The organism is Mesorhizobium sp. M7A.F.Ca.AU.002.02.1.1, from assembly GCF_003998535.1.
GTDB classification, from domain to species: domain Bacteria; phylum Pseudomonadota; class Alphaproteobacteria; order Rhizobiales; family Rhizobiaceae; genus Mesorhizobium; species Mesorhizobium ciceri.
Map to the genome: position 1 here is coordinate 1 of NZ_RZPB01000137.1, position 10,643 is coordinate 10,643.

Annotated in this window: 12 protein-coding genes; 10 read left to right on the plus strand and 2 right to left on the minus strand. The window is 63.6% G+C overall.

The annotated features are described in order from the left end of the window. Positions 1 to 176: 176 nt before the first annotated feature. Both EN879_RS11340 and motA read right to left on the minus strand, forming a co-directional pair. Positions 177 to 1,124, minus strand: a complete 948-nt coding sequence (locus tag EN879_RS11340; protein ID WP_013529804.1) for a FliM/FliN family flagellar motor switch protein — start codon at positions 1,122 to 1,124, stop codon at positions 177 to 179. A gap of 32 nt (positions 1,125 to 1,156) precedes the next feature. Continuing rightward, positions 1,157 to 2,032 (minus strand): flagellar motor stator protein MotA, encoded by an 876-nt coding sequence (gene motA, locus EN879_RS11345; RefSeq protein WP_013529803.1) that lies wholly within the window; start codon positions 2,030 to 2,032, stop codon positions 1,157 to 1,159. Between the two features lie 147 nt (positions 2,033 to 2,179). On the opposite strand from motA, the gene EN879_RS11350 reads away from it, so the two are divergent. From EN879_RS11350 to EN879_RS11395, 10 genes are all read left to right on the plus strand, one after another. After that, a complete protein-coding gene (locus tag EN879_RS11350) occupies positions 2,180 to 3,991 on the plus strand; it encodes a DUF1217 domain-containing protein (protein ID WP_063168915.1) in 1,812 nt (603 codons plus the stop codon). A gap of 7 nt (positions 3,992 to 3,998) precedes the next feature. Beyond that, positions 3,999 to 4,721, plus strand: a complete 723-nt coding sequence (gene flgF, locus EN879_RS11355; protein ID WP_013529801.1) for a flagellar basal-body rod protein FlgF — start codon at positions 3,999 to 4,001, stop codon at positions 4,719 to 4,721. A 3-nt stretch (positions 4,722 to 4,724) separates the two neighbouring features. Then, a complete protein-coding gene (fliI, locus tag EN879_RS11360; protein WP_024502685.1) occupies positions 4,725 to 6,128 on the plus strand; it encodes a flagellar protein export ATPase FliI in 1,404 nt (467 codons plus the stop codon). After that, positions 6,115 to 6,954, plus strand: coding sequence for a hypothetical protein (locus EN879_RS11365; protein ID WP_063168916.1), 840 nt, complete (start codon positions 6,115 to 6,117; stop codon positions 6,952 to 6,954). Before fliI ends, EN879_RS11365 begins: the two co-directional genes overlap by 14 nt. An 80-nt stretch (positions 6,955 to 7,034) precedes the next feature. Continuing rightward, positions 7,035 to 7,415, plus strand: a complete 381-nt coding sequence (flgB, locus tag EN879_RS11370) for a flagellar basal body rod protein FlgB (RefSeq protein ID WP_013529798.1) — start codon at positions 7,035 to 7,037, stop codon at positions 7,413 to 7,415. Between the two features lie 2 nt (positions 7,416 to 7,417). After that, complete coding sequence (flgC, locus tag EN879_RS11375) at positions 7,418 to 7,834, plus strand: flagellar basal body rod protein FlgC (RefSeq protein ID WP_013529797.1); 417 nt, start codon at positions 7,418 to 7,420, stop codon at positions 7,832 to 7,834. Beyond that, positions 7,834 to 8,160 carry a flagellar hook-basal body complex protein FliE gene (locus tag EN879_RS11380; RefSeq protein WP_013529796.1) on the plus strand — a complete coding sequence of 109 codons (327 nt, stop codon included), beginning with the start codon at positions 7,834 to 7,836 and terminating at the stop codon, positions 8,158 to 8,160. The genes flgC and EN879_RS11380 overlap by 1 nt, the downstream gene beginning before the upstream one ends. A gap of 11 nt (positions 8,161 to 8,171) precedes the next feature. Next, positions 8,172 to 8,960, plus strand: a complete 789-nt coding sequence (flgG, locus tag EN879_RS11385) for a flagellar basal-body rod protein FlgG (RefSeq protein WP_013529795.1) — start codon at positions 8,172 to 8,174, stop codon at positions 8,958 to 8,960. 3 nt (positions 8,961 to 8,963) lie between these two features. Next, positions 8,964 to 9,491 carry a flagellar basal body P-ring formation chaperone FlgA gene (flgA, locus tag EN879_RS11390; protein ID WP_063168917.1) on the plus strand — a complete coding sequence of 176 codons (528 nt, stop codon included), beginning with the start codon at positions 8,964 to 8,966 and terminating at the stop codon, positions 9,489 to 9,491. Further along, on the plus strand, positions 9,488 to 10,643 hold a 1,156-nt coding region (locus EN879_RS11395), incomplete at its 3' end, for a flagellar basal body P-ring protein FlgI (protein WP_164774376.1). The genes flgA and EN879_RS11395, both read left to right, overlap by 4 nt.

The following is a 10,643-nucleotide window of genomic DNA, read 5'->3' on the forward strand; positions in this document are numbered from 1 at the left end:
GGATGTTCATGATCACGCTCGAATTGGCCGATGAGGCCGCCCTGAACGCCGCATCGGGACGTTGCTCCTCTTCATGCAGGACCCCGCGCAACTCTTCGATGGCACGGTCGAGTTGCTCGTCCGGCTGGTCGAGGTCGGCTTCCGCCTTGGTTTTGGCCATGATCGTCTCCAAATGCTCAGGCGCGTCCGGCGGCAGCCGGCATCAGCCCGTCGATAAAGTCCTGCCCGGCATCGTAAGGTTGCCTGATCCGGACGGTGTAATTCTGTCCCAGTTTGCCGAACTCGCATACGAACAGCGTCTTGCCCCGTGCGCTGAGACGCGCCTGGGACTGGGCCGTTTCCTCGAATTCGATGACGTCGCCGATTTCGAAACCGGCGAGGTCGCCGAGCGTCAGCCGCGCCAGCGGCATCGTGGCCTCGAGCGCCACGGTGGAGCGCATCACCTCTTCCGAAAAGCGGGCGCGCCAGCTGGGGCCGTGATCGTCGTCGCTGACAGGCACGGCTCCGTCGCGGCTGGCCAGCACGACGCGCTGCGGCATCGTCACCGTCACGGTGCCACTGTCGGCCGGCGTCGAGATGCCAAGCACGATGCGGATTGCCGCGCCATCGCGCAGCACGTACCGCTTCGCCTCGGTGCCCGACATTGCCCGCGGCGCGGGCAGGCGCAGGTCGAGCGAACGCTTTCCCGATCCGTTGAGGGCCTGTGCGACCTGCTGGAACACCATGGTCGAAACATCGATTTCGATTTGCGACAGATCGCGTTCGATCGGCGATGCCGGCAGATCCGGGTCGCCGCCGAACAGCGTGCAGACCATGATGGCGATCGCCGGAGCATCGATTACCAGGGTCATCGCATCGGAGGACGCCGACGAGCCGATCACGGTCATCGCAAACGTGTCGCCGGCACGCGAACGCGCCTCGGGAACGCGGCTGACCTCGATCGCTTTGAGATCGACGACGACCGGAACGCCAAACTCGCTGGTCAGGGTTTTCTGCAGCAGCGGCACGGCGCGTTCGGCCATGGCGCGGCCTGCGTCGATGACCTGCGCGGCCTCACCGCTGTCGCCGACCAGACGCTCGATGATCAGCGAGCGCGCTTCCGCTGGACTGCCCAGGCTGGTCATGACAGTGCCGGGACCGATCTGTCGCGCATCGTTCAGGCGGCCTTCTTTTCGACGGTGCCGGTATTCATCGTGCTCTGCTCGACCGCGTCGATCGTCGGCCGTTCATAGGACGAGATGGTCTTGCGGCCGAACTCGATCGCCACCTGCGGCAGCGCGCCGTTCATGTAGGCCAACAGCGTCTGCTTGACGATGATATAGAGGCGGTTCTTCTTCTCGCGCACTGTCTTGATCTTGGTGGCGACCGGTCCGACCACAGAATAGGACAGGAAGATGCCGAGGAACGTTCCGACAAGCGCGGCACCAATCAAACCGCCGAGAATTTCCGGCGACTGGTCGAGCGCGCCCATCGCCTTGACCACGCCGAGCACGGCGGCGACGATGCCGAGCGCCGGCAGGCCATCGCCCACCGCCACCATCGCGTGATAGGCCTTCATCTTGTCGGACCTGATGGTCTGGATTTCTTCGTCCATCAGCGCCTCGATCTCGTGCGAGCGGGCATTGCCGATGATGATGATGCGGCAGTAGTCGCAGATGAAATGCGTCAGATCGTGGTTATGCAGCACGGTTGGGAACGCCTGGAAAATCGCCGACTCTTCCGGATTGTCGATATGCGCCTCGACCTCGCTGCGGGATTTCGAGCGCAGCTCGCGCATCAGCGAGTGCAGCACGCCGAGCGTTTCGAGATAGTCCTGTTCCTTCGGCACCGCCTGCTTGAAGGCTTCGAGAATGCCCTTGCCGGTATCCTTGACCGTCTTCATCGGATTGGCGACGAGGAAGGTGCCAAAAGCCGCACCACAGATGATCACTGCCTCCCAGGGCTGGATCAGCACGTGAAGATGGCCGCCCATGGCCATGAAGCCGCCAAGGACGCAGCCGAGCGTTACCACCAGTCCAATCAGAATGCCCACGACAGGTCCTTCCGCATTTCACATCAGGAGCTAGGGATAGCCCCCGTGCCTTGTGTGAGGCTTGAATCGAAGGCGTCGGAGACGATTCAGTTTCGCGCAAGGAAGTAGGGGTATTGTCCGGACATAGCTTCGGCCGGAGGCACCTCTTTGCTTAATACCTTTACCAGCTACCAGCTCATCACCAGGGACATTTCAAAGTCGATCGACAGGATCGAGCAGCAGCCCGTGGTTGATCGCGACACCAAGTATTATCTGGACAACATCACCAAGGTGAAATCGATCGACGATTTCGTCAAGAATGACCGTTTGTTCAAATATGCCATGAAGGCCTACGGGCTCGAGGACATGGCTTACGCCAAGGCCTTCATGGTCAAGGCACTCAAGGAAGGCGTCTCCGATCCCAACAGCTTCGCCAACAAGCTGACCGACAAGCGTTACGCCGAATTCGTCAGGGCCTTCAATTTCGCCGCCAACGGCACCAGTACGACTGTCTACAACAAGGCGCAGCAACTGGTGACCAGCAACTATGCGCTGCAAGTCCAGATCGGCGCCTCGCAGAAGGGGCTCCCTTACTACCAGAGCGAAACCGCCTACTACGTCACCAACATCGCCAAGGTTAGATCGGTCGACGACCTGATGGGCGACAGCCGCCTGCTGACATATGCGATGGCCGCTTTCGGACTCGACGCCGCAACCGAACCTGCCGCAACCGTCAAGGCGATGCTCGAAGGTGGCGTCAGCGATCCCGACAGTCCCGCCAACAAACTGCCCGACAAGAGCTACGCCAAATTCGTCGCAGCCTTCGACTTCGCCCAGTATGGCGATCAGACGACCATGCGCGACGATGTCCAGCAGGCGGTGCCGAAAGGATACATGGCCGGAGCCGGACTGACATTGGTCGAGCCAAGCGCGCAATATATCAAGGGCGAGGCCGATTATTACGCGGCAAACATTTCCAAGGTGACGTCGATCGACAACCTCATGGCGGACAAGCGCCTGCTCACCTTCGCCATGGCTTCCTACGGACTTGATGCGTCAACCGAAACGCCGCAGCAGATCCGCACAATGCTCGAGGGCGGCGTCAGCGACCCCGACAGCCCAGCAAACAAGCTGACGGATAAACGGTACGCCAACTTCGTCACGGCCTTCAACTTTGCCCAATATGGCGATCAGACAACGTCGCGCGACGAAGTGCAGAAAGACACCCCGAAAATCTATACGACGGAGTCGGCGCTTGGCCTGATCGCGCCGAATGCGGACTACATCAAGTCGGAGACCGCGTACTACCTTGCCAACGTCACGAACGTGAAATCCATCGACGACCTGATGGCCAACAGCCGATTGTACAACTACGTGCTCTCGGCCTACGGACTGGACCCGGCGACGGAAAGCAAGGACCTCATCCGCAACGTTCTTGCCGGCGGCATTCGCGACGCCGACAGCGTCGCCAACAAGATGACCAACAAGGCCTATGCCGGGCTGGCCGCCGCCTTCAACTTCGAACAACATGGCGAAGCGGCCACCACCATCAATCCGGCGCAGCAGCCGACCGTCGACAAATACATGCGCCAGACCCTCGAAGAGGATGCCGGCCAGACCAACCAGGGCGTGCGGCTGGCGCTTTATTTCGATCGCAAGGCCCCAACCATCACCAGTTGGTATGACGTGCTGGCCGACACTGCGCTTGCCAGTGTCGTGCGCACCGTGCTCGGCCTGCCCGATTCCTTCGCCACCGCCGATGTCGACAAGCAGGCGCAGCTGTTCGAGCAGAAACTCGACATCTCGGATTTCTCCGACCCCGAGAAACTCGGCAAGTTCCTGACGCGCTTCACCAGTATGTACGAGATCAACAACCCGACTTCATCGGCCGTCACCTCGGTCAGCGTGCTGTTTGCCCAGCCACTCACCGTCGGCATCTCCACCGACCTGATGATGGCCATGCAGAAACTGAGGTTCTGAGACCATCATGCGGGACAGCCTGTACGTCGCTCTTTCATCGCAGATCGCGCTCGAGCGGCGCCTCGACACCATCGCCGACAACGTCGCCAACGCCTCCACGATCGGCTTTCGCGCCACCGGCGTGAAGTTCGAGGACGTCGTCTCTGGCACCGGGCAGAAATCGGTGTCATTCGCCTCCCCGGGCAAGACCTACCTTTCCGGCGCCCACGGTGCCTTGAGCGAGACCGGAAATCCCTTCGATTTCGCCATCCAGGGCGATGCCTGGTTCGCTATAGAGACGCCGGTCGGCACCGTCATGACCCGCGACGGCCGTTTTTCGATGAACGAGAACGGCGAACTGATGTCGATCGAAGGCCACCCGGTGCTCGATGCCGGCGGCTCGCCGATCCAGCTTGACCCCCGCAACGGTCCGCCCAAGGCCGGGGCCGATGGTTCGTTGCGCCAGAACGATCAGCTTGTCGGATCGATCGGCCTCTACAATTTCGATCCAGGCGCGAACTTCGTCCGCTATGGCAATTCCGGCATTGTTCCGGCACGCACCCCGGAGCCTGTCACCGATCGCTCCGATATCGGCGTTGCCCAAGGTTTTCTCGAAGAGTCCAATGTCAATCCGGTGCTGGAGATCACCAGGTTGATCATGGTCCAGCGCGCCTTCGAGAACACGGCCGCCCTGATGCGCCAGACCGACTCGTCCACCGACGAGGCGATCAAGACGCTCGGCTCGAAATAGTCCATGTCGCTCGACCAGCCATCCCTGCGGGCACTCGAAAGACAACTCCAGCCGGCACCGGAAGACCGGCTTGCCGCCCTGGAACGGGTCTGGCGGCGTTTCGCCGACGCCGAGGCACTGCTCAAGCGCGGCGGCCGCGTCATCGAAGTCACGCCCACGCACTACAAGGTGCACGGCCTTTCCGGCTTCGCCAGGCTGGGTGACATCGTCGAGCAGCCCGGCCATGCCGGTGCGCGCCGCGGCGAGATCGTCAAGATCGGCCGCGACGAGGCCGTCGTGGCACCCTTCGAACGCAGCGCCGATTCCGGCATCGGTGATGCCGTGTTCCGCCGCGGTCCGCTTGTGGTGGCACCGCATGCCTCATGGCGCGGCCGCACCATCGACGCACTCACCAGGGCGATCGATGGCGGCCCGCCGCTCGCCCGGGGAGACGACACATCGCGCGGCGCCCAGACGACGCCGGGCGCCATGGCGCGGCAACGCGTCGGCACTGCCTTCATGACCGGCGTCAAGGTCATCGATATCTTCACGCCGCTCTGCTTCGGCCAGCGCCTCGGCATCTTTGCCGGCTCCGGCGTCGGCAAGTCGACGCTGCTCGCCATGCTCGCCGGAGCCGACGCATTCGATACCGTCGTGGTGGCCCTCATCGGCGAACGCGGCCGGGAAGTCCGTGAATTCCTCGAGGACACGATCGGCGACAGCATGGCCAAGACCATCGCCGTCGTCGCCACCAGCGACGAAAGCGCCATGATGCGCCGGCGTGCGCCGGACACCGCCATGCGCGTCGCCGAGCATTTTCGCGACCAGGGGCATCGCGTTTTGCTGGTGCTGGATTCGATCACCCGCTTCGCTCACGCCTTGCGTGAGGTGGCGACGGGAACCGGCGAGCCGCCGGTCGCCCGCGGTTATCCGGCCTCGGTGTTCACCGAATTGCCCAAGCTGCTCGAACGCGCCGGGCCGGGTACGGAAGGCAAGGGATCGATCACCGCCATCATTTCCGTACTGGTCGACGGCGACGATCACAACGACCCGGTCGCCGATTCCGTGCGCGGCATCCTCGACGGCCATGTCGTGCTCGACCGCACGATCGCCGAACAGGGTCGCTACCCCCCCGTCAACCCGCTGTCGTCCATATCGCGGTTGGCCGGAAAGGCCTGGAGCGTCGAACAGCGCGCGCTGGTGACAAGGCTGAAGTCGATGATCTCGCGCTTCGAGGACACACGCGATATCCGCTTGCTCGGGGCCTATCAGGGCGGCGTCGATGCCGAACTCGACATCGCCGTGCGCCAGGTGCCGCTGATCTATGAAGCGCTGACGCAAGGGCCGAAGGATCGCCCCTCAGCCGACCCGTTCTCCGATCTCGCCCGCCACCTCAAGAGCAAGCTGAACGCCGATGCCGGAGACTGAACGCGAATACACCGAGCGCATCCTGCGCGACATGATCGCCGAGGCCAATGCCGCGCAGCAGGCAGAGGCTGACACGGCGAGAACCGCCAAAGCAAAGGCCGCCCGTGCCATCGCGGCCAAAGCCGAGGCCGTTCTGGCCAGAGCCGTCAAGCCAATCCTGCCACGGGCTGGCAAAGCCGATCCTGATCTGGCCAGGCCCGTCGAACCCGCTCTGTCCCGGGCTCCCCAGGCGGTGGCTGCCGAGATGACGCAGGCCAGCCGGGAATCGCTGATCGACGGCCTGTTCCCGCGCACCGAATGGCCGCAGCCGCCAAAGGCGCCGTTTCCCCGACTGGAGAAGAAGTCCGACCGACGCAGCGATTTCGTCATTGCCGCGCTCGGCATCGCGCTCGGCCTGATCTGCGCCCTGTTCCCCTGGTATATCTTCTTCAACCAGGACCAGTTTGGCGTCCAGGCGATGAAGTTCGGCGGCACAGGCTCTAATTCCGGGCGAGCGGGCGGCGGCGTGGTCGCCGAACGCAGCGCGCCGCTGACGGCAAAGGACGTTCCCGCGGCCAATCTCGATCTTCTTGCCACGGGGACGGTGCGGGATGATGCCGATCCCGCAGCCGCATCCGACGAGCAACCGTTTCCGGCCGACGCGGCGAAATTCCGCATGGTTCATGTCGCCAACGGCCGCGCCATGATCCAGGACGACGCTGGCCTCTGGATGGTCCAGCGCGGCTCGATACTGCCGGATTCCAGCAAGGTATCCTCCATCGAGCAGCGCAACGGCAAATGGGTCATGATCACCAGTGCCGACCAGGTGATCGAACTGTCCCGATAAACGATCTCCGGCTTCCGGCCATCCGCAAGGCCCGCGCAAGACTGGCGGCCTAGTCTCTGGGTACCTGCTCGGAGATTCCCATGGAGCCCGTTTCCCTTTTCGACCTCGCCGCCAAGCAAGCGCAATGGCTGGCCGTGCGCCAGTCGGCCGTGGCCGGCAACATCGCCAATGCCAACACGCCAGGCTATACGGCAAACGACGTCGAGCCATTCGAAAAAGTGCTCGACCGCGCCGCCGTATCGCTGCAGGCCACCCAGGCCGGCCATCTCGGCAATGCAGCGACCAATGCCGGCTTCACCATCAAGCCGCAGGAAGATGACGGCGTTGTCATGCCGTCCAAGAACTCGGTCGTGCTGGAAGACCAGTTGCTGAAGGCCGGCGAGGTGCGCCGGTCCTTCGAGCTCAACACGGCGATCGTCAAGGCGTTCCATTCGATGATGATGATGGCGGTGAAGAGCTGACCATGGACGCACTGACCGCAGCCCTCAAAGTCGCAGCATCCGGCCTCGGCGCCCAGTCGGAACGCCTGCGCGTGGTTTCCGAGAACCTCGCCAACGCCCAGTCGACGGGCACCGCGCCCGGCTCCGACCCTTATCGCCGCAAGACCATCAGCTTCGTCTCCGAGCTCGACCGGGCCTCCGGCAGTTCAACGGTTGCAGTGAACTCGATCGATCGAGATCCCAGTGACTTTCCAGTCGAGTTCCAGCCCGGCAACGAGGCCGCCGACGAGAAGGGCTACGTCAAGATGCCCAACGTCAACGTGCTGATCGAAATGGCCGACATGACCGAGGCCAATCGCTCCTACGAGGCCAACCTTCAGGTGGTCAAGCAGGCCCGCGACCTGATTTCCATGACCATCGACCTGATGAGGAACCAGTAATGATCAGCGGTATCGGAGCCCTTCAGTTCAAGCCGTCGATCGGCGGCGATGACGCCGCCACAAGCCTGCTCCAGGGCGGCGCGACACCGTCGGCCGGTGGCAATGTCGGCACCTCCTTTGCCGAGGCGCTGAGCCAGGCAGCCTCCAAGACCGTCGACACGATGCAGAATGCCGAGCAGGTATCGATGCAGGCGCTCAAGGGCGATGCCGACACCCGCCAGGTGGTCGACGCCGTGATGAGCGCGCAGCAGGCGCTTCAGACCGCCGTCGCGATACGCGACAAGGTGGTCTCTGCCTATCTCGAAGTCAGTCGAATGGGCATCTGAGGAATTCCGCCATGAAAGCACTCGCCATCGCCGCCACCGGCATGAATGCCCAGCAGACAAATCTGGAAGTCATCGCCAACAACATCGCCAACATCAACACCACCGGCTACAAGCGCGCCCGTGCCGAATTCTCCGACCTGCTCTATCAGGTCGACCGCACGCAAGGCGTGCCCAACCGCTCCAACGCCTCGCTGGTGCCGGAGGGCGTCTCGATCGGCCTCGGCGTCAAGACGACGGCGGTGCGCAACGTGCACACCCAGGGCGAACTGACCAGCACCGGCAACAGTTTCGACCTGGCGCTGACCGGCAGGGGCTGGTTCCAGATCGAGGGTGCCGACGGCGGCACGCTCTACAGCCGCGCCGGCGCTCTCAACACCAACGCCACCGGCCAGCTGGTGACGGTCGACGGCGCTGCGGTCATTCCGGCAATCAATGTTCCCGTTGATGCCGTCGAGGTCATCGTCAACAAGACCGGCCAGGTCTTCGCCCGCATCGACGGCCAGACCGACCTGCAGAACCTCGGTCAGCTTCAGATCGCCAATTTCGCCAACGAGGCCGGCCTGGCGCCGCTTGGCGACAATCTGTTCCAGGAAACCACGGCTTCGGGGCCCGCGAATGTCGGCGTGCCTGGCGATCCCGGTTTTGCCACCATCCAGCAGGGCTATCTCGAAGCCTCCAACGTCGACCCGGTCAAGGAAATCACCGAACTGATCTCGGCGCAGCGCGCTTATGAGATGAACTCCAAGGTCATTCAGGCCGCCGACGACATGGCCTCCGTGGTCTCCAAGAACATCAGGTAACGCATGATGTCGACGCCCGGCCTCCTGTCCGCATTCCGCCGCACCGCGCTCGTCCTTGCGCTGGTGACCGGCACGATGCCGGCTTTTGCCCAGGAATCGGCCAACCAGTCGGCCACCCGGATCGCCAGCAATCAAGCTGGCGGCGAGGTGGTGCTTATTCCGAGCCGGGTTATCTATCCCGGCGAGACCATCAACCTGGCTGCCCTGAAACAGGTCACCCTTATCGTCGGCAAGCACAAGCCGGAGGCGGTCGCCACACGGGCCGAAGAACTGGATGGCAAGGTCGCCAAGCGCACCTTGCTGCCCGGCCGCTACATTCCCTCCGCCGCCATCCGCGAGGCCTGGCTGGTCGAACAGGGTGCCTCCGTGCAGATCTTCTTCATCGCCGGCGGCCTGACGATCTCGGCGACCGCCGTGACGCTGCAACCAGGAGCCGCGGGCGACCTCGTCAAGGTTCGCAACATCGACAGCGGCAAAATCCTGTCCGGCACGGTGATGGCGGATGGAACCATCCAGGTCAGCGCTTCATGATGCGCGGGCTTACCTTGATCCTGGCAGCCGTGCTTGGCCTGCAGCCGGCGCTGGCCGACGGCCTGACGCCGAAGGCCAAGCGCGAGCTCGCCGCCAAGAATGGCGGCGTCTACAACGATCCCGAATATGATCCGGCCACCACCAGCCGCATGTTCCGGGTTTCGACCGGGCCGAGTTCGCTGCCGCCGGGCCAGGTCGCCTCGCGTATCAAGGACATCGCCCAGCTGCAGAGTTCGCGCGACAATCAACTCGTCGGCTACGGCCTGGTCATCGGCCTTGCCGGATCGGGCGACAGCCTGCGCAACTCGCCATTCACCGAACAGTCGATCCGCGCGATGCTCGAAAACCTCGGCATCGCCACCGAAGGCGGCAGCGCGCGCGCCAAGAATGTCGCCGCCGTCATCGTCACCGCCAACATGCCGCCCTACGTGCAGTCGGGCGCCCGCATCGACATCGACGTCTCCTCGATGGGCGACGCGACCTCGCTTTCCGGCGGCACGCTGATCATGACGCCGCTGAAGGCGGCGGACGGCGAAATCTATGCCGTCGGCCAGGGCTCGGTCATCGTGTCCGGCTTTACCGCGCAAGGACAGGCCGAGCAGCTGACGCAAGGCGTGCCAACCGCCGGCCGCGTGCCCAACGGCGCCATCGTCGAGCGTGCCGTCCAAGCCGAATTCGACGATCAGGCGATCCTGACGCTGCAGCTGCGCAATCCTGATTTCTCGACCGCTATCCGCATCGCGGACGCCATCAACGACTACACCGGCCAGCGCTTCGGCATGCGGGTGGCGGCCGAGCGCGATTCGCGCACCGTCCAGATCAGAAGGCCGAAGGGTGTCTCGGCGGCGCGCTTCTATGCCGAAATCGAGAATTTGGTGGTCGAATCCGACACGCCGGCCCGTGTCGTGATCGACGAGCGCACCGGCACCATCGTCATCGGCAATGATGTCAAGATCTCACGGGTCGCCATCAGCCACGGCACGCTCACCGTGCGCATCACCGAAGCGCCGCGCGTCGTCCAGCCCGAGCCCTTCTCCAAGGGCGAGACCGCGATCGAACCGTTCACCGCCATCGACGCCAGCCGGCCCGACGCCCGCGTTGCCGTGCTTGACGGGCCCGATCTCCAGACCCTCGTTTCCGGCCTCAACCGCC

What these genes read in the sequence shown, in the direction of transcription:
- flgG (WP_013529795.1), top strand. Translation starts at nt 8,172, where the DNA reads ATGAAAGCACTCGCCATCGCCGCCACCGGCATGAATGCCCAGCAGACA.
- flgB (WP_013529798.1), top strand. Translation starts at nt 7,035, where the DNA reads ATGGAGCCCGTTTCCCTTTTCGACCTCGCCGCCAAGCAAGCGCAATGG.
- fliI (WP_024502685.1), top strand. Translation starts at nt 4,725, where the DNA reads ATGTCGCTCGACCAGCCATCCCTGCGGGCACTCGAAAGACAACTCCAG.
- EN879_RS11340 (WP_013529804.1), bottom strand. Translation starts at nt 1,124, where the DNA reads ATGACCAGCCTGGGCAGTCCAGCGGAAGCGCGCTCGCTGATCATCGAG.
- EN879_RS11365 (WP_063168916.1), top strand. Translation starts at nt 6,115, where the DNA reads ATGCCGGAGACTGAACGCGAATACACCGAGCGCATCCTGCGCGACATG.
- EN879_RS11380 (WP_013529796.1), top strand. Translation starts at nt 7,834, where the DNA reads ATGATCAGCGGTATCGGAGCCCTTCAGTTCAAGCCGTCGATCGGCGGC.
- flgC (WP_013529797.1), top strand. Translation starts at nt 7,418, where the DNA reads ATGGACGCACTGACCGCAGCCCTCAAAGTCGCAGCATCCGGCCTCGGC.
- flgF (WP_013529801.1), top strand. Translation starts at nt 3,999, where the DNA reads ATGCGGGACAGCCTGTACGTCGCTCTTTCATCGCAGATCGCGCTCGAG.
- flgA (WP_063168917.1), top strand. Translation starts at nt 8,964, where the DNA reads ATGATGTCGACGCCCGGCCTCCTGTCCGCATTCCGCCGCACCGCGCTC.